The organism is Chryseolinea soli (assembly GCF_003589925.1).
Classification (GTDB): domain Bacteria; phylum Bacteroidota; class Bacteroidia; order Cytophagales; family Cyclobacteriaceae; genus Chryseolinea; species Chryseolinea soli.
This window is the reverse complement of sequence record NZ_CP032382.1, coordinates 8,058,759-8,075,009: the sequence shown is the minus strand read 5'-3', so window position 1 is coordinate 8,075,009 and position 16,251 is coordinate 8,058,759. Positions and strand designations below refer to the sequence as shown.

Below are 16,251 nucleotides of genomic sequence, written 5' to 3'. Positions count from 1 at the left end.
AAAGTCAATAGAATCATCCGGGAAGAGAGCGATGGACAAAATTGTATGTGCGTGATCGGCATGATGCGCTTCTTTTTGTCGCTTGTTTCTAATGGTTTCATCGCCAACGGCTGCAAGCCCTGTACCGCAAACCCGGAAACTTTTTTAAGGGCCTTTGTGTAATTAGCTCAGATTAATATATTTACATTGATCTATACATGATCATGGCACTGAACTGGAAACAAGTAGAGAAAATCTCGAAGGCTTTGGGCGATTCCAATCGCCTGAAAATCCTGCAACACATCTCTAAAAAAGGTGGTTGCGGTCAATGTTCCGAAATACAGGACGTTATCGACCTCACACAGCCCTCCATTAGCCATCACATCAAAATATTGGTGGAAGCCGGCCTCATCGAAGCCGAAAAAGAGGGGAGACATCACAAATACAACCTGAACGAGCAATTGGTAAAAGAGTATACCAATGCCGTAAACGCGTTGAAATCAAGCTGATCCTTTTTTTTGAAAAAATAGATCGAAAAATTTAAATGAGTCGATGAACCTTTTTGTTCCCCAGCGCATTTATAGGATCAGAAGCCTCCACCGGGCTTTTTTTTGAAATAACACATCGAAACATTTAAATGTATTAAACTAAGAAATTATGAGTACATCAACCGCTCTAACACCCTACGCCCTTGGCGCCCATACATTGACCAGCAGAATCGTGATGTCGCCCATGACGCGCTCCCGTGCTATCAATAACCTCCCCAACAACCTGATCGCCGACTACTATGGCCAACGCGCTTCGGCGGGGTTGATCATCACGGAAGGCGTCTCGCCGTCGCCGCATGGGTTGGGATATGCACGCATCCCGGGCATCTTCTCTGACGAGCAAACGCAAGCCTGGAAGCCTGTAGCAGAAGCGGTACATAAAAAAGGTGGCAAGATCTTTATGCAACTCATGCACGCAGGCCGCATCGGTCACCCCCACAATCTTCCGGCCGCCGCAAAACTGATTGGCCCCTCGGCCATCGTAGCCAGTGGCAAAATGTGGACCGATAAAAGCGGCGACATGCTGGAACACCCGACCCCCGAGGCCATGAGTGCCGACCTGATCGCATCGACAAAAGCAGAATATGTAAAGGCCGCACAAAATGCTATCGCCGCGGGTTTCGATGGCGTGGAGTTGCATGGTGCGAACGGCTATTTATTGGAACAATTTCTCTCGCCCTTTTCCAACCAACGCACCGATGAATATGGTGGCAGCGTAGAGAACCGCACGCGCTTTGTGTTGGAAGTGGCCGAAGCCGTGAGCAACGCGATCGGTAAAGACCGCACGGGCATTCGTCTTTCGCCTTATGGTGTCTTCAACGACATGCCGCACTACGATGAGATCACAGCAACCTATCATCATCTCGCCGAACAACTGAACAAGCTGGGCTTGGTGTATATCCACCTGGTGGATCACAGCGGAGGGGGTGCTCCCGAAGTGCCCCAAGCCATCAAGAAAGGAATCCGCGAACGGTTCAACAACACGCTGATTCTTTCCGGTGGCTACACGCTGGCCCGCGCCAACGAAGACCTCGACGCCGGTCACGGCGACCTGGTGGCTTTTGGCAAGCCCTTCATCAACAACCCCGATCTCGTGGATCGCTTCCGTAAAAATTTCCCGCTCAACCTCATGCTGGACTTCAGCACCTTCTACACCCCGGGGGCAAAAGGTCTTATCGACTACCCGGTGTTTGCAGACGAAACGGTGAGCGCCTGAACACCTGTAAAACTTTATTCTGAACAATAATCTAAAATCTAAAAAAATTATGTCAACAAAAATCAAATCCATCGGCGTCGTGAGTGCGCGCATTGTACTCGGGCTGATCTACTTTGTCTTCGGACTGAATTTCTTCCTGCACTTTCTGCCCACACCTCCTTCGGCAGGTGGACCGGCCGATAGCTTTGCCGGCGCATTGTTTCAATCCGGCTACTTCTTTCCTTTTCTGAAAGGTTTGGAAGTGGTGGTGGGTATCTTGTTACTGGCGGGTGTGTTCGTGCCGCTGGCCCTGGTGATCCTGGCGCCGATCAGCATCCACATCTTGTTGTTCCATGCATTCCTCACCGACAACGTGGTGATGGCCGTCGTGATCCTGGCCTTGAACCTGTACCTGGCCTGGTCGTATCGCGACTACTACAAGCCTTTGTTCTCGCCGAAAGCAACGGCAAGTATATAAGGCCTTCTCTATAGATCGGAAAAGCTGCGGCGGAGTTTATCTTTCGCCGCAGCTTTCTTTTTTGTATGAATTCTTTCGATCTTTCGCGCCATCATGACAGCGGCAACACCCCTTTATGTTTTTTTTCGCGATGCCATCGTGCCGCAAGAGAAAGCACTGGTCCACGTGAGCGACCTCGCCATTCAGCGCGGCTATGGCATCTTTGATTTTTTCAAGATCGAAAACGGCCATCCCTTTTTCCTTCCCGACTACCTCGACCGGTTCTATGCTTCGGCGGAGATCATGCGGCTGAAGGTGCCTTACGATCGCGCGCAACTGACCGACATCGTTTACGCGCTGATCGAAAAGAACAACCTGCCTTCTTCCGGCATAAAGATGTTGCTCACCGGCGGCTATTCGCCGGACGGCTATGCGATCGTGACCCCCAACCTCATCCTAACCCAGCACACGCTGACCTTGCCACCGCCGTCACAAATTGAAAAAGGCGTGAAGATCATCACACACCACTATGTGCGCGACATTCCGGGTGTCAAAACCATCAACTATTCCATGGGCATCTGGCTCACGGAAAAGATTATCCAACAGAATGCCATTGATGTGCTGTATCAAAGCGCCGGTTTGGTTTCGGAGTTGCCGCGTTCGAATTTCTTTATCGTGAAAAAAGACAACAGCGTTTGGACGGCGGCCGGAAATGTTTTGCGTGGCGTTACGCGTAAAAACATCCTGAGCCTGTCAACCTACACCATCCGCGAAGGCGACGTTTCGTTGCAAGATGCCTACGACGCCAAAGAAGCCTTCCTCACCAGCACCACCAAACGCATCGTACCCATCGTACAGATTGATGATCAGGTGATTGGCGATGGCAAACCCGGTGCTGTTTCGATGGGCCTGTTAAAGGAATTGGTGCGCTTGGAGGAGGAAGATGTCCGCAAAGCCACCTTTGCAAAAAAAATAAGTTAAAATTTTCTGATTCCTGTTGACATAGGGCTGTCAGCCCTGGGTACGTGATTAGCATAAAAAAAGGATCTTTATGCAAATCAAGGAAGTAAAACCCATCACGTTCCTCTTTTTCAGGACCGTCACGCAACTCAAGGACCTCATCAACTACTTGCCGGTGGGGCAGGAGCTTTTCCGTGAAGCCGTGCAAAACAAGCTCGACATCACCGGACCCATTCACTGGCATTATTTCGGGTTCACCGGCGACGAAACAAAACCCTTCACATTGGAAGTGGCCTTGCCGGTTGCCACCGCGCCGCAAGAATACGACGGCACCTTTCATTTCAAACGCACCGAACCGTTCAAATGTGTTTCCACCGTGCACGAAGGCAGCTGGACATCGATGCCACAGGCCTATGAAGAAATGGTGGCTTTCATTTTTGCCAACAAGCTGGAACCGCTTGCCATGAACCGTGAGATCTATACCAATGTCGACTTCACCGATCAGACTTCCAATGTCACCGAAATTCAAATGGGTATTGTCTAAGGAAATCATGAAAAGAATCGTGCTCATCGTTATCGGCATCCTGGTGGGTGTAGTGGGTATGCTGGTGGCCTTTTCCGCCTGGCGTTAGGATAACGATTTTCCTGGCGGCAGACGGAATCCCGCAGGCAAATCGTTACCTTGTTCGCTATGCCAGGAAACGAACAATGCATCCGCCAGTTTTATGCCGCCTTCCAAAACAAGGACTACGTTACCATGCAGGAGCTCTATCATCCGGAGGCGACGTTTAGCGACCCCGTGTTTCAAAACCTCAGCAGTGCGGAGGTGAAGGCCATGTGGGAAATGCTGATCACGTCGGCAAAAGATCTGGAAGTAACGTTCAGCGAAATAGAAGCAGACCAATCCAAAGGCACCTGCCGCTGGGAGGCGGTCTACACCTTTTCGCGCACCGGCCGCCGCGTGCACAACCGGATTCGGGCGGCCTTTGAATTCAGGGATGGCCGGATCGTGAGGCACCGCGACACGTTCGACTTCTGGCGCTGGTCGCGGCAGGCTCTCGGCGCACCCGGGCTGTTCCTGGGATGGACCCCTGTGGTGAGAAATGAAGTGCGCGCCACCGCCCGCAAAGCGTTGGACAAGTTCATGCGACACGCCTAATCCCCAAGGTTTAGATTCTATTGCTACCTTTGCAGCATGTTGCTAGAAAAAGTGCGGGCGGTTGAAGAGGTCTTCGAAAACCTTGACCGGGAAATTTCAACGTTTCAGTCCTGGTCGGGATTGCACTGCGCCTGGGGTTGTGGCAAATGTTGTTTCAAACCGGACATCGAAGCCACCATCCTGGAATTTCTTCCCTTCGCCCATTATCTCTACACGCAGAACCTGGCCTTCGAATGGCTGGAGAAGATCAAATCGTCCGATTCGGCCATCTGTCACATCCTTAACCCAACCCAACCCGGTGCCGGCTTGTGCAGCGAGTATAAACACCGCGGTTTGATCTGCCGTCTCTTCGGCTACTCGGCGCGCACCAACAAATACGGCACGAAAGAGCTGGTGACGTGCCAGATCATCAAGACCGAACAACAACAGCAATTCGAAGCCGCTGCGGCGCAAATTGTAGAGGAGAAACCTGTGCCGGTGATGAATCAATTCTACATGCAGTTACACGCCATTGATTTCGAGCTGACGCGCGAATTTTTCCCTATCAACGAGGCCATAAAGCGCGCAATAGAGGTTATATTGCATTACTATGCTTACCGGGAGTAAATATGGGTTGTACATATTTTTTTGCGTCTGTTTTCTCAGCGCCGGCAATGCGTTTGCCCAACCCAGTGACTCCGTTGGCACCAACCGTCCGTTCACAGAATTTTGGACCAAGCCCCTCATCATTCCTAAGTTAGGGGTGGGCGTTCAAGACAGGCTTTTTGTCGAGATGGGGATTCAGTGGCATACCATCTATCGGCATCCCCTCACGTTGATTTCCAAAGGCCCGTATTGCACGGTGGATCTTTTTATCAAGCAAAGCAATGTGCTCGTAGGCCCTAAACTGGGATATGAGTTTACCGCAGGGTTGCTCGGCGCGGCTTTCGATGTGACCTACTTCATGGACCACAACTACAATGCCGAGGGAGCCAACCGCAAAGCCTGGGTGGCCACCCCCAAGGTGGGCCTTTCGATACTGGGATTTGCCGACCTCTTTTACGGCTATTCCATCCCCATCTCAGACGAGCGCATCACCAGCATTTCCCGCAACCGGTTCTCGCTGGTTTTCAACATCAACACGTATTATTTTGATCTGAAGGGGGCGCCCCGCAAGCGCTAGAACAGGGTATCCAAAACCACCCGGAGGATGGCCTGACCAAGAGCGGGTTTTTCCGGCAGGGAGAGTCCCAGCGCGTGGGCCGGCAGAACGGGCACCGTGAGCACCAGGACCACGATGACGGCCACCAGGATGCCCAGGATGATGGAGAGCTCTTTATAGGTAAATCTTCTGTTCACGTTTTTCGACTTTGCCAATGCCATGCCAGCCCTGAAAAAGCCGTTTAGGGCCTTATTTTTGTGGTAGAGGGCGATATAGCGTTCATATGTGGACATTGGATCTTGTTGATTCGTACAGTAGATACTGCACTGCGGAACAGAGGTTACTCGGCGAGTCCGGAAATTATTAAAAGGACATCTCCGACCTTTTCTCTTTAGATTTGTTGTTTTGGGATTAGCTTTATTACAGGTTATGAAAAGAATAATTGTATTGATCGCTGCTATTGGCCTGGGGGCGTGTAAGCCCAATCAAGGTCTGATCACCACCAGCCAAGCACCCCAGCAAGCTCCTGGCTCCGTGAGCAAAGCCCCTGACAAGGAGGAAAGCACGGTGGCGAAAGTGGATGCAACGAAAGTGGATGTAAATTGGATGACCCTTGACGAGGCCGTAAAGAAAGCCGATGCTGAGAAAAGGCCGATATTTATCGACGTCTACACCGACTGGTGTGGCTGGTGCAAGGTGATGGACCGGGAAACTTTTAACGACCCGGTGGTGGCTAAACTACTGAACGACAAGTTCTACCCGGTGAAGTTCAACGCCGAGCAAACGGCCGATGTAAAGTTCAAAGGACATGTATTCAAATTTGTGCCCAGCGGCGACCGGGGCTATCACCAATTGGCGGCAGCTTTGCTGAACAATCAACTCAGCTATCCGACGGTGGTTTTTCTGAACGAGAATTTTGATATGCTGCAACCACTGCCGGGCTACAGAAAGGCACCTGAATTTCACATGATGGCCCAGTTCATTGGCGAAGGCCATTACAAAACCGAAAAATGGAACGAGTGGCAAAGCCACTACAAATCACCCTACGGAAGTCAGCGGAACGAACCCTGAAACTGCGTTCTATACCTCTAATAAAAAAGCCTTGACATCGTTACTGCCAAGGCTTTTTCTTTGGTATTGTTAGCAGTTGATTTCAATCCTTCTTGCCTTCTTTTTTGGTCTTCAAAAAGTCGATATAGCCCAAAGCTGTGGCAAATCCGACTAGAACCGCTACGATGGCGATGAAAATGTTTGCGCCGTCCCCGATAAATTGATGAAACATGGAAGTAGTTTGTTTACTCGACAAAGGTATAGGTTGAGGGGAAACCTTGAAAGGATTTTGTATTAATTATTAGTGAAACTACCCCTGCTGTGCAACCCCTTCTGCAATCGTTTTAACTACCGGATATCGCCTGAAAAACAGTGACGAACGGTTGGGCGTTGTGATGATGATCGTAGGGAGGGATGTAAAATATTTTCCGGCGTAGAAAAACTGGTGTTCACACAATCCTGATCCGGCGATCTCCGCGAAGCGTCTATGCCACCGGTGAGTTTTTCTTGTGACGTACTTTCTTGTTGATGTAGAAAAAGTTAAGCGCTCCGATGATGCCCAACACGGCCAGGATGATGAGCAAAATGAACATGCGGGTGTTGCGCAGCTCGAGCTTGGTGATCTCGCCTTGCTGTTGCATCATGTCGTACTCCTTTTCCTTTTCCTGGAAGTCGATCACCATTTCCATCTGGGCGATGTTGCGCGTGCTTTCTTCGCCAAAGATCTTTTCGCGGGCGTCGTCGTACTTCAGCATCATGTCGTAGGCCACCTTCCAGTTGTTTTGGGTGGAGGCGTTTTCGGCTTGCGCTTTATACAGCGGGGGCAGGAAAGAAAAGGCCTGCACGTCCTGGCAGAGCTTTGTGGCTTCGTCGAGGTATTGGGCTGCAGGTTTGGGTTGCTTGGCTTTGGCGTAGGTGATGCCCAGGTTGGTGAGCACGTTGAGGATGCCCAGCTTGTTGTCGTTGGCGCGTTCGATGGCCAGGGCTTTCTCGTAGAATTCTACGGCGTGTTGGTAGTTGCCCTGCCGGAAGTAGATGTTGCCCATGTTGTTGAGGGGATCGGCAAACTTGATCCCGAGCTTGTCGCTGAGCTGTGAGGCTTCCGAAAAATATTTCATGGCCTTTTCATACAACTGGATCTCCAGGTTGAGGTTGCCCAGGTTGTTCATGGATCCGATGATCTTGCGATCGTCTTTGAGTTCGACAAAAAGAGCATAGGAATCTTCCAGGTACTTCATAGCCTGGCCGTATTCTTTTTTGATCGAATAAATGGTGGAGATGTTGTTCTTGGTGGAAGCGATACCCTCTTTGTTCCCCAATGTTTCGTAGATCTTCATCGAGGTGATGTAGTAGTCCAACGCCTTGTCGAGGGCGCCCTGGTTGCGGTAGATGATCCCCAGGTTGTTGTAGGATGCGGCCATGCCTTTTTTGTCACCGATCTCGGTGGCTAGGTTCAGGGCTTCGCGGGTATAGCCCAAGGCCTTGACGGGATCGGTGCGCAGGTTGGCACGGAACAGCTCGTTGAGGGTCTTCACTTTATGGTCGTTCTTGGCGGTGTCGAGCACGGCCTGCAGGCTGTCGATCTTCTGACCGAAAGCTGAAAGAGACAAAAAGAAAGCTAAATAGAACGAACCGCAGACGTTTGGCTTCATGGCTTGAAATGGGAGTCTAAAATTAACAACTATTCTCCATATTTAGCATCCCGATGGCAAACCGGGTCGCAAATCCAGGACTTTGGATTTGATTGCCTTCGAAGCTAGGGTAATAAATGTAATCAATATATGATATACCGAAATGCTCTTCTTGCTATTCTGTTTGCAGCCTGCAGCCTTTTTGCAGTAGCACAACCACCATCGCCCGATCCGGCCATCACGACCACCATCCAGCAGCTTTTCAAAGGCATGGAAACCGGCGACAGTGCCCTGGTGCACGCCACCTTCGCGCATGAGATCACGATGGCGACCGTGCGTCGCGATAAGGCCGGCAATCCCATGTTACAACGCGAGGCCTCGGCACTGGGGTTTCTGAAGGTGGTGGGGACGCCCCACCCGCAAACCTGGTATGAAGAAATATGGGACGTGAAGGTGCAGCAAGACGGCGATTTCGCCCAGGTGTGGTGCGACTATGCGTTCTACATCGGCAACACCTTTAGCCACTGCGGCGTGGATGCTTTCCAACTGCACAAACAAAAAGACGGCTGGAAGATCTTCCACCTGGCCGATACGCGCCGCACCGAAAACTGCACGATCCCAAAATCCATACAGCAAAAACATACTCCCTAGTGTTATGAAGAAGATCCTCTCCATGCTCTTTCTGATGGCAATGTTCACCCCCACAACGGCCCAGCAACCGATCACCACGGTGATCCTGATGCGCCACGGCGAAAAGGTGAACGACGGCACCGACGATCCCGGCCTGACCGCCCAAGGCCTTGAACGCGCTACCCGCCTGGCGGAGTTGTTGAAGAACACCACGGTGGACGCCGTCTATGCATCGCCCTTCCAGCGCACGCGAAACACGATTGCCCCATTGGCCCAGGCAAAGGGTCTGACCGTTCAAACGTATGACCCCAAAAAGCCGGAGGAGATCGACGCCATTCTGAAAAAGCATGCCGGCCACACGGTGGTGGTTTGTGGGCATTCCAACACCACGCCACGCATGGCCAACCGGCTGCTGGGCAAAGCGCAATTCAAAGACTTTGAGGAAACCGAATTTGGGAACCTGCTCGTGATCGACGTGTTGGAATCGGGAGCGGCAAAAGTAACGGTGCTGAATTACTGAGTTCGGATCGACTTTTAAAACGCGTGTTTTTTAATCTTCAATTTTTGAACGATCCCGATCTTTTAACGCCGCAGGTTGTTTATTCTTCATGAAGCGCAAAGCATAAGGCATGAATGTACTTGAGTTTACCGCCAAAGGAATTTACTGCCCCGCCGCCGACGTCTACCTCGATCCGTGGCAACCCGTAAAAAAAGCATTGATCACCCACGGCCACTCCGACCACGCGCGCTGGGGGCACGAACAATACCTCTGCACCATCGCCGCAGAACCCATCATTAAACATCGCTTGCAGCTAACAGACAATATCCAATCCGTTGCGTTTGGCGAGAAGGTGATGATCAATGGCGTGCAATTCTCTTTTCACCCGGCCGGTCACATTCCCGGTTCGGCCCAGATCAGGGTGGAGTTGAACGGTGAAGTGTGGGTCTTCTCCGGCGACTACAAACTTCAGCACGACGGCCTGTCTGAACCCTTCGAGCCCGTGAAATGCCATGCCTTCATCACCGAATCCACGTTTGGGCTGCCCGTGTATGCGTGGCAACCCCAGGCCGATGTGTTTGACGACGTGAACCGGTGGTGGCGCAAAAGCCAGGAGGAGGGCAAGGTGGCTGTTTTGGCGGGCTATGCCCTGGGCAAAAGCCAACGCATTTTAAAAAACGTGGATGCCACGCTGGGAAAGATCATGGTGCACGGTGCAATTGAAACCGTGACCAATATTTTTCGCGAGCAAGGCATGACGCTTCCTCCAACGGTACGGGTAGTGCCTGAAATGAAACGCGCCGATTTTGAAGGTGCCTTGGTGATCTGTCCACCGTCGGCTATTGGTTCGCCCTGGCTGCGAAAGTTCGAGCCCTTTTCGCTGGGTATTGCTTCGGGGTGGATGGGCTTGCGGGGCACACGCCGGCGGAGGGGCGCCGACAGAGGTTTCGTGCTTTCTGACCACGCCGACTGGCGCGAGCTGAACCTGGCGGTGCGCGAAACAGGTGCCGAAAAAGTGTTTGTCACCCACGGCTATTCCGAGATCTTTGCCCGCTGGCTGACCGAACATGGCCTCGATGCGCGCGAAGTGAAAACGCAATACGAAGGCGAGCTGAGTGAAATGGCGGAAGCCACCGCCGCGGAAGATAAAGCCTTGGAAGCATGAAGCGCTTTGCTCAATTGTTTACCGAACTGGACCAGAGCACCAAGACCCTGGACAAGATCAAAGCCCTGGTGTCGTACTTTGACGTGGCAGCAGCACAAGACCGCATCTGGACCATCGCCATTCTTTCGCATCGCCGGCCCCGGCGCACCGTGAGCGCGGGCTACCTCGGCACATGGGCCACGGAACGCGCGGGTTTGCCGATGTGGTTGTTTGAAGAATCCTATAGTGTGGTGGGCGATCTGGCGGAAACCATTTCGCTGGTGCTTCCCGAACCCGATGAACGATCGGACGAAACGCTGACGTTTTGGATCAACTTCATCAAAAGCCTTGAACCGTTGGACATCGAGCAAAAAAAGGAGAAGATCAACTGGGCCTGGCACCGGTTGGGTGGCGTGGACCGCTTTGTATTTAACAAACTCATCACGGGTGGTTTTCGCGTTGGCGTGTCGCAGCAGTTGATGGTGAAAGCGCTGGCCAAATATGCGCAAGTGAAAGAGAACGTGGTGGCGCATCGGTTGATGGGCAACTGGTCGCCGGAGACGACGACCTATGAAACGCTGGTCTTGGCGGACGACACACAAGACATTTCAAGACCCTATCCGTTCTATCTCGCCTACGCGCTGGAAGGAACGGTGGAAGAATTGGGTGACCCAAAAGAATGGCAAGCTGAAAGAAAATGGGATGGCATTCGCGGGCAGGTGATCGTGCGGAACGGCGAATTGTTTGTGTGGTCAAGAGGAGAGGAGTTGGTCACGGATAAATATCCCGAGTATGCGGCCTTCCTGGAGCTGCTTCCCAACGGCACAGCGTTGGACGGGGAGATCCTTCCGTTTCGCGATGGGCTTCCGCTTTCGTTCAACCATTTGCAAACCCGCATTGGTCGCAAGTCTATCACCTCGAAATTGTTGCAGGAAGTGCCCGTGGCGTTTGTGGCCTACGACGTGTTGGAGTGGGAGGGAGCCGATGTGCGGTTGTGGCCGTTGACGGCACGCCGCGAAAAACTGGAAGCGCTTGCCGCGGCAAAACCTCACCCGGTGTTGCAGTTGTCGCCGACGATAGACTTTTCTACCTGGGAACAGCTTCGCGAAGCGCGCACGCATTCGCGGGAGTATCGAAGCGAGGGCATCATGCTGAAGCGCAAAGACTCGATCTATCGCGATGGCCGTCGGCGTGGTGATTGGTGGAAATGGAAGATCGATCCGTTCACGATAGACGCCGTGATGATCTATGCCATGAGCGGCCACGGTCGCCGCGCCAATCTCTATACCGACTACACCTTTGCCGTGTGGAGCGGCGACCAGTTGGTACCGTTCACAAAAGCCTACAGCGGCCTGACCGATGAAGAGATCCGCGAAGTGGACCGCTGGGTGAAACAAAACACCACCGAGCGCTTTGGCCCTGTGCGCAGCGTGAAGCCGGAGTTGGTGTTCGAGATCGCCTTTGAAGGCATCGCCAAATCTACCCGTCACAAATCGGGTATCGCTCTGCGGTTCCCACGCATCCACCGTTGGCGGAAAGACAAAGTGGTCGCCGAAGCAAATACCCTGCAAGACCTGCAGCAATTGCTGAATACCCACGGGTAGCCTGCCTTCTAAAAAAATTATAAAAGAACACTTGAACGGGAGCCCGCGATACACCAACTTTCATTTCCCCCAATACTCGAGACTAAATACTCAGGACTAAATACTCACCCCATGGAATATCGCAGACTCGGAAAATCAGGCCTTCAACTTAGTGTGCTCTCTTTTGGCTCGTGGCTCACCTTTGGAAAACAAGTGGGCGACGCAACGGCGGAAGAGTTGATGACGGTGGCGTATGACCATGGCGTTAATTTTTTCGACAACGCCGAGATCTATTCGCGCGGCCAGTCGGAAATTGTGATGGGCGAGATCCTGCAAAAGAAGCGCTGGCGCCGCGACAGCTATGTGGTGTCGAGTAAAGTGTTTTTTGGATTGGGGGGCAGCGACTTGCGTCCCACGCAAAAAGGTTTGAGCCGCAAACACGTGGTGGAGGCCTGCGAGCAATCGCTCGAACGCCTGCAGGTGGATTATCTCGACCTGTTCTTTTGCCACCGCCACGACAAGCAAACCCCCGTGGAGGAAACCGTGTGGACGATGCACAACCTGATCCAGCAAGGCAAGATCCTCTATTGGGGCACCAGCGAATGGAGCGCCGCCGAGATCATGGAAGCGCACCTGGTGGCGCAACGGCATTCGCTGATCGGCCCCACGATGGAGCAACCCCAATACAACATGCTGGAGCGCTTCAAGGTGGAGGAAGACTATCACCTGCTGTATACCGCCATGGGATTGGGCACCACCGTTTGGTCGCCCTTGGCCAGTGGGGTGCTGACCGGAAAATATAACGAAGGCTTTGTGAAAGAGACCCGCCTGGGCATTGAAGGGCTGGAGTGGTTAAAAGATCGCACGCTGGCGCAGGCTAATTTGGAACGCGCACGGAAGCTTGCCGTCTTTGCGAAAGAAATAGGTTTGTCTATGCCGGTGTTGGCCATTGCGTGGTGTTTGAAAAACGAGCATGTGAGTTCCGTTATTCTGGGGGCGTCGAAGGCGGCGCAGTTGGTGGAGAATTTTCAGGCGTTGGAGGCGCGGCATAAATTGACGCCGGAGATTATGGATAAGATCGAGCTCATTTTGTTGAATAAGCCGAAGCGAAGTGATTTTTGAGCGACTGGGATTTGGGCCGGTTTATGGTTGGGCAAAATTTTGTTGGATTGGGGAATGGATTTTAGACAGATGCGGGGAAGGTATCGACAGGCAGGGGTTTTTCGGCACCGTAATTATTTCATTTGTTAGTGAGGCTTCTGTAAATTTAGTGCATGATGAAGGGGTTGCTTTCGTTGACGTTGCTCCTGATGCTGGCGGGTACGGCCTTCGCCCAGCAGCCGGACGAGATACGCAAAAGCATCTATTTTGGCGGCGGCAGCTACTATGTGGACGACAACCAGGTGGAGGAGCTTTATTACTGGCTCGACTCCATCCCGAACCTGCTCGATAAATACGACATCCAGCTCATCAGCCATACCGATCCCATTGGCGGCAAAGAGTACAACGAGTGGCTCTCCAAAATGCGCAGCGAAACCGTGCAACAGCTTTTGCTGGATAAGGCCATTCCCGAACACAAGATCACGATCAAGGATTGGGGCCTGGACAATCCCGTGTACAGCAACAACTCCTACCAGGGCATGCAGATGAACCGCCGGGTGGACGTGATCCTTTATCCCATCATTTTTTAGCCCAAAAAACAGGTTTTTGCCTTTCGTGGCGTCTTTGGCCCTTTAAAGTTTGCCTTGTCCGAAAAAGGACACCAATTTGCACAAGCGGACGTGCGGAAGCGCAACAAAGGGCATTTTTGACACGTCTAAGGCTTCAACACCCTTGGCATTATTGTTGGCTTCATGCCTGGCCAAGGGGTAAATTCGACGTAAACCAAACCCCATTTTCATGATCAAGCTACAGGACATTGACAAGTACGTGGATTCGCGCTTTCAGCGGACTTTCGTTTTAAAAGGCGTTAATCTCAACGTCGAACAAGGTGAATTTGTGACCATTATGGGCCCCAGCGGCGCCGGAAAGTCCACCCTGATGAACATCGTTGGCATGCTCGACGAGCCCTCGGCGGGCGAGTATTATTTCTTCGACGAGCCCGTGCACAAGATGAAGGAAAAGCAGAAGTCCGACATGCACAAAAACTACATCGGCTTTATTTTCCAGGCCTATCACCTCATCGACGAACTGACGGTATACGAAAACATAGAAACGCCCCTGCTCTATAAAGGCGTGCCCGGTGCACAGCGCAAGAGCATGGTGGCCGAGCTGTTGGACCGCTTCAACATGGTGGCCAAAAAAGATCTGTTTCCAGAACAACTGAGCGGTGGCCAGCAACAGCTGGTAGGCATTGCCCGCGCCATTGTGGGCCAGCCCAAATTGCTGTTGGCCGACGAACCGACGGGTAATCTCCATTCCGACCAGGGCAAACAGATCATGGAGATCTTCAAAAAATTAAACGACGAGGGCATCACCATCATCCAGGTGACCCACTCGGAAGAAAACGCCCGCTATGGCAAGCGCATCGTGCGCGTTGGCGACGGTGCGATTGTAGCGGATGAGCGAGTAACGGTTAATGTTTAGCATCTAAAGAAGAAGAATGAAACGTATTGTATTTGCACGTATCGTATTTTGTGTTGCGGGAATTTTCGCGGGCGGTTCGGCCCTGGCGCAGGGGGGCGTAGATTCAACAGTTTTGACTTTCCAGGAAGCGGTGAAGATCGCCCTGATGAACAGCGTGACGTTGAACACCCAACGCAATCAGCTTGAGCTGAGCCAAGCCCAGAAGAATGCCTCGATTGCGGGAATCGGTCCCAACGTGAGCCTCAACGGATCGGCCACGCAGTTTAATGGTAACTCCTTCAACCAGCAGCAAGGCGAGGTAATCAACGGTATCCGGGACAACATATCGGGATCGATCAACGCCAACATGAACCTTTTCAGCGGCTTTGGCCGGTTGAACACGATACGACAATACGCCAAAGCGTTTGATGCCCAGGCCCACTTTGTGGACCGCACGGCACAGGACGTAATCAATACGGTGTCGACCCAATATCTCCAGGTTCTTCTGGATGTGGAGTTGATCCGGATCGCGAGGGAGAACTTTGAAGTGCAGAAAAAACAGCTTCAGCAAATCCACGAATATGTGGAGGTAGGGTCCCGTTCGCCGGTTGACGAATACAACCAGGATGCGCTGACCAAGGCAGCCGAGTTGCGGGCCGTGCAAGCGGAGATCACCTTGACCAACGACATGGCGCTGCTGACACAAACGCTTCTCGTGGACCCGTTTGATAATTATGCGGTGAGAAAACCCGGCTGGGACATTAACAAGATCGGCTCCGAACCTACGGACCTCGAACAGATGCTGGCCACCGCCAAGATGAATCGCGGGGACTATCAGCGCGCCGTGAAAAATGAAGCCGCACAACACTATGGCACCATGGCGGCGCGATCGCTGATGATGCCTTCCTTGTCTGCCTTCTACAACTACGGCTCGGGCTATAACTATCAGCACGATGTTCCCGATTCGGCTACGAATTACAACTCGAATTATGTATTGACGAATACCGGGCCGGGAAGCTATGTTCTGAATCAAGTGACTACAAAGACCACGGTTGTGAACCCGGATATTCCACGACCATTTTCTGAACAGTTCAGGACCAACAACGTGTATAAATCGTATGGTTTGCAGTTGACCATCCCGATCTTTAACGGGCTTCAGAACCGGACCCAGACCATTCAGCAGCGCACGCTTTACCGGAACGCTCAGTTGACCACAAAAAATTCGGAGATCCAGCTTAAGAACGATATCATCCGCTCGGCGCGCAACTTCCAGGGGGCCAAGAAAGCCTACCAGGTGGCGGTGGACCAGCTGAAGGCCGCCTCGATGGCGATACAATACGAGACCGAACGGTATAACCTCGGTGTGACGAACCTGGTGGAGTATTCGACCGCCAACGGCCGGTATGTTCAGGCACAGACGGACAAAGCGCAGGCAGAGTATCGCTTGTTGTTCCAGAAAGTGTTGCTGGAGTATTCTTTGGGAACGCTTAAGGTGGAGGATTTGGAATAAGCCAGAATTGATATTGGGAATTTTTGAAGCAGGCCCTCGTTTGAGGGCTTTTGCTTTTTGGGGTGGGTCTGTGATTTTTCACCGTAGAGGTGCAAGTTAGGCGCGAAGGGCTCTTTTTCGGGGACCGGCCTGGACTGCAGCGGGAAGGGGAGAGTGATTTGTTGGTGGGACACCAACAAATGGGTATCGGGGTCTTGGAA

20 protein-coding genes are annotated in these 16,251 nt (G+C 52.3%); 17 read left to right on the top strand and 3 right to left on the bottom strand.

From position 1 onward, the window contains the following. Nucleotides 1–197: 197 nt before the first annotated feature. The 8 genes from D4L85_RS33545 to D4L85_RS33510 all read left to right on the top strand — a co-directional run bounded on the left by D4L85_RS33545 (nucleotide 198) and on the right by D4L85_RS33510 (nucleotide 5,460). Nucleotides 198–488: an ArsR/SmtB family transcription factor gene (locus tag D4L85_RS33545; RefSeq protein ID WP_228450716.1), complete on the top strand. Its 291-nt coding sequence runs from the start codon at nucleotides 198–200 to the stop codon at nucleotides 486–488. Between the two features lie 148 nt (nucleotides 489–636). Further along, nucleotides 637–1,743 (top strand): alkene reductase, encoded by a 1,107-nt coding sequence (locus tag D4L85_RS33540; RefSeq protein ID WP_119758462.1) that lies wholly within the window; start codon nucleotides 637–639, stop codon nucleotides 1,741–1,743. 49 nt (nucleotides 1,744–1,792) lie between these two features. Beyond that, entirely contained in the window at nucleotides 1,793–2,200 is a 408-nt protein-coding gene (locus D4L85_RS33535) for an acyltransferase (protein ID WP_119758461.1), read from the top strand. 93 nt (nucleotides 2,201–2,293) lie between these two features. Continuing rightward, nucleotides 2,294–3,160 (top strand): aminotransferase class IV, encoded by an 867-nt coding sequence (locus tag D4L85_RS33530; RefSeq protein ID WP_119758460.1) that lies wholly within the window; start codon nucleotides 2,294–2,296, stop codon nucleotides 3,158–3,160. A gap of 70 nt (nucleotides 3,161–3,230) precedes the next feature. Continuing rightward, nucleotides 3,231–3,683, top strand: a complete 453-nt coding sequence (locus D4L85_RS33525; protein WP_119758459.1) for a GyrI-like domain-containing protein — start codon at nucleotides 3,231–3,233, stop codon at nucleotides 3,681–3,683. 147 nt (nucleotides 3,684–3,830) lie between these two features. Then, complete coding sequence (locus D4L85_RS33520) at nucleotides 3,831–4,298, top strand: nuclear transport factor 2 family protein (protein ID WP_119758458.1); 468 nt, start codon at nucleotides 3,831–3,833, stop codon at nucleotides 4,296–4,298. Nucleotides 4,299–4,334: 36 nt separating this feature from the next. Then, the gene (locus D4L85_RS33515; protein ID WP_119758457.1) at nucleotides 4,335–4,904 is read left to right on the top strand and encodes a YkgJ family cysteine cluster protein; all 570 of its coding nucleotides are present in this window, start codon (nucleotides 4,335–4,337) and stop codon (nucleotides 4,902–4,904) included. After that, complete coding sequence (locus tag D4L85_RS33510) at nucleotides 4,888–5,460, top strand: hypothetical protein (RefSeq protein WP_119758456.1); 573 nt, start codon at nucleotides 4,888–4,890, stop codon at nucleotides 5,458–5,460. The genes D4L85_RS33515 and D4L85_RS33510 overlap by 17 nt, the downstream gene beginning before the upstream one ends. Here the strand turns inward: D4L85_RS33510 and D4L85_RS33505 are convergent. After that, on the bottom strand, nucleotides 5,457–5,732 hold the full coding sequence (locus D4L85_RS33505; protein ID WP_119758455.1) for a hypothetical protein: 276 nt from the start codon (nucleotides 5,730–5,732) through the stop codon (nucleotides 5,457–5,459). The two genes, D4L85_RS33510 and D4L85_RS33505, sit on opposite strands and share 4 nt — an antisense overlap. A gap of 136 nt (nucleotides 5,733–5,868) precedes the next feature. Here D4L85_RS33505 and D4L85_RS33500 point away from each other — a divergent pair, with 136 nt between their 5' ends. Then, nucleotides 5,869–6,510, top strand: a complete 642-nt coding sequence (locus D4L85_RS33500) for a thioredoxin family protein (RefSeq protein ID WP_119758454.1) — start codon at nucleotides 5,869–5,871, stop codon at nucleotides 6,508–6,510. Between the two features lie 82 nt (nucleotides 6,511–6,592). Here D4L85_RS33500 and D4L85_RS35015 read toward each other — a convergent pair whose 3' ends face one another. Both D4L85_RS35015 and D4L85_RS33495 read right to left on the bottom strand, forming a co-directional pair. Continuing rightward, entirely contained in the window at nucleotides 6,593–6,721 is a 129-nt protein-coding gene (locus D4L85_RS35015; RefSeq protein WP_257791774.1) for a hypothetical protein, read from the bottom strand. A 253-nt stretch (nucleotides 6,722–6,974) separates the two neighbouring features. Then, complete coding sequence (locus tag D4L85_RS33495) at nucleotides 6,975–8,141, bottom strand: tetratricopeptide repeat protein (RefSeq protein WP_119758453.1); 1,167 nt, start codon at nucleotides 8,139–8,141, stop codon at nucleotides 6,975–6,977. Nucleotides 8,142–8,270: 129 nt separating this feature from the next. Between D4L85_RS33495 and D4L85_RS33490 the strand changes: the two genes are divergently transcribed. From D4L85_RS33490 to D4L85_RS33455, 8 genes are all read left to right on the top strand, one after another. Beyond that, nucleotides 8,271–8,771 (top strand): nuclear transport factor 2 family protein, encoded by a 501-nt coding sequence (locus D4L85_RS33490; RefSeq protein ID WP_119758452.1) that lies wholly within the window; start codon nucleotides 8,271–8,273, stop codon nucleotides 8,769–8,771. A 4-nt stretch (nucleotides 8,772–8,775) separates the two neighbouring features. Beyond that, the gene (locus D4L85_RS33485; protein ID WP_160144181.1) at nucleotides 8,776–9,270 is read left to right on the top strand and encodes a SixA phosphatase family protein; all 495 of its coding nucleotides are present in this window, start codon (nucleotides 8,776–8,778) and stop codon (nucleotides 9,268–9,270) included. 109 nt (nucleotides 9,271–9,379) lie between these two features. Then, nucleotides 9,380–10,414 carry a ligase-associated DNA damage response exonuclease gene (locus tag D4L85_RS33480; protein ID WP_119758450.1) on the top strand — a complete coding sequence of 345 codons (1,035 nt, stop codon included), beginning with the start codon at nucleotides 9,380–9,382 and terminating at the stop codon, nucleotides 10,412–10,414. Further along, a complete protein-coding gene (locus tag D4L85_RS33475) occupies nucleotides 10,411–11,997 on the top strand; it encodes an ATP-dependent DNA ligase (protein WP_119758449.1) in 1,587 nt (528 codons plus the stop codon). Before D4L85_RS33480 ends, D4L85_RS33475 begins: the two co-directional genes overlap by 4 nt. 111 nt (nucleotides 11,998–12,108) lie before the next feature. Beyond that, nucleotides 12,109–13,098 (top strand): potassium channel beta subunit family protein, encoded by a 990-nt coding sequence (locus D4L85_RS33470; RefSeq protein ID WP_119758448.1) that lies wholly within the window; start codon nucleotides 12,109–12,111, stop codon nucleotides 13,096–13,098. Between the two features lie 152 nt (nucleotides 13,099–13,250). After that, nucleotides 13,251–13,667, top strand: coding sequence for an OmpA family protein (locus D4L85_RS33465; protein WP_119758447.1), 417 nt, complete (start codon nucleotides 13,251–13,253; stop codon nucleotides 13,665–13,667). A gap of 208 nt (nucleotides 13,668–13,875) precedes the next feature. Further along, nucleotides 13,876–14,562 (top strand): ABC transporter ATP-binding protein, encoded by a 687-nt coding sequence (locus tag D4L85_RS33460; protein ID WP_119758446.1) that lies wholly within the window; start codon nucleotides 13,876–13,878, stop codon nucleotides 14,560–14,562. 16 nt (nucleotides 14,563–14,578) lie between these two features. Further along, entirely contained in the window at nucleotides 14,579–16,051 is a 1,473-nt protein-coding gene (locus tag D4L85_RS33455; RefSeq protein ID WP_119758445.1) for a TolC family protein, read from the top strand. Nucleotides 16,052–16,251 lie beyond the last annotated feature (200 nt).

Excerpts from the sequence above, each read along its gene's own strand:
- D4L85_RS33545 (WP_228450716.1), top strand. The coding sequence starts at position 198 with ATGATCATGGCACTGAACTGGAAACAAGTAGAGAAAATCTCGAAGGCT.
- D4L85_RS33540 (WP_119758462.1), top strand. The coding sequence starts at position 637 with ATGAGTACATCAACCGCTCTAACACCCTACGCCCTTGGCGCCCATACA.
- D4L85_RS33535 (WP_119758461.1), top strand. The coding sequence starts at position 1,793 with ATGTCAACAAAAATCAAATCCATCGGCGTCGTGAGTGCGCGCATTGTA.
- D4L85_RS33530 (WP_119758460.1), top strand. The coding sequence starts at position 2,294 with ATGACAGCGGCAACACCCCTTTATGTTTTTTTTCGCGATGCCATCGTG.
- D4L85_RS33525 (WP_119758459.1), top strand. The coding sequence starts at position 3,231 with ATGCAAATCAAGGAAGTAAAACCCATCACGTTCCTCTTTTTCAGGACC.
- D4L85_RS33520 (WP_119758458.1), top strand. The coding sequence starts at position 3,831 with ATGCCAGGAAACGAACAATGCATCCGCCAGTTTTATGCCGCCTTCCAA.
- D4L85_RS33515 (WP_119758457.1), top strand. The coding sequence starts at position 4,335 with ATGTTGCTAGAAAAAGTGCGGGCGGTTGAAGAGGTCTTCGAAAACCTT.
- D4L85_RS33510 (WP_119758456.1), top strand. The coding sequence starts at position 4,888 with ATGCTTACCGGGAGTAAATATGGGTTGTACATATTTTTTTGCGTCTGT.
- D4L85_RS33505 (WP_119758455.1), bottom strand. The coding sequence starts at position 5,732 with ATGTCCACATATGAACGCTATATCGCCCTCTACCACAAAAATAAGGCC.
- D4L85_RS33500 (WP_119758454.1), top strand. The coding sequence starts at position 5,869 with ATGAAAAGAATAATTGTATTGATCGCTGCTATTGGCCTGGGGGCGTGT.
- D4L85_RS35015 (WP_257791774.1), bottom strand. The coding sequence starts at position 6,721 with ATGTTTCATCAATTTATCGGGGACGGCGCAAACATTTTCATCGCCATC.
- D4L85_RS33495 (WP_119758453.1), bottom strand. The coding sequence starts at position 8,141 with ATGAAGCCAAACGTCTGCGGTTCGTTCTATTTAGCTTTCTTTTTGTCT.
- D4L85_RS33490 (WP_119758452.1), top strand. The coding sequence starts at position 8,271 with ATGATATACCGAAATGCTCTTCTTGCTATTCTGTTTGCAGCCTGCAGC.
- D4L85_RS33485 (WP_160144181.1), top strand. The coding sequence starts at position 8,776 with ATGAAGAAGATCCTCTCCATGCTCTTTCTGATGGCAATGTTCACCCCC.
- D4L85_RS33480 (WP_119758450.1), top strand. The coding sequence starts at position 9,380 with ATGAATGTACTTGAGTTTACCGCCAAAGGAATTTACTGCCCCGCCGCC.
- D4L85_RS33475 (WP_119758449.1), top strand. The coding sequence starts at position 10,411 with ATGAAGCGCTTTGCTCAATTGTTTACCGAACTGGACCAGAGCACCAAG.
- D4L85_RS33470 (WP_119758448.1), top strand. The coding sequence starts at position 12,109 with ATGGAATATCGCAGACTCGGAAAATCAGGCCTTCAACTTAGTGTGCTC.
- D4L85_RS33465 (WP_119758447.1), top strand. The coding sequence starts at position 13,251 with ATGATGAAGGGGTTGCTTTCGTTGACGTTGCTCCTGATGCTGGCGGGT.
- D4L85_RS33460 (WP_119758446.1), top strand. The coding sequence starts at position 13,876 with ATGATCAAGCTACAGGACATTGACAAGTACGTGGATTCGCGCTTTCAG.
- D4L85_RS33455 (WP_119758445.1), top strand. The coding sequence starts at position 14,579 with ATGAAACGTATTGTATTTGCACGTATCGTATTTTGTGTTGCGGGAATT.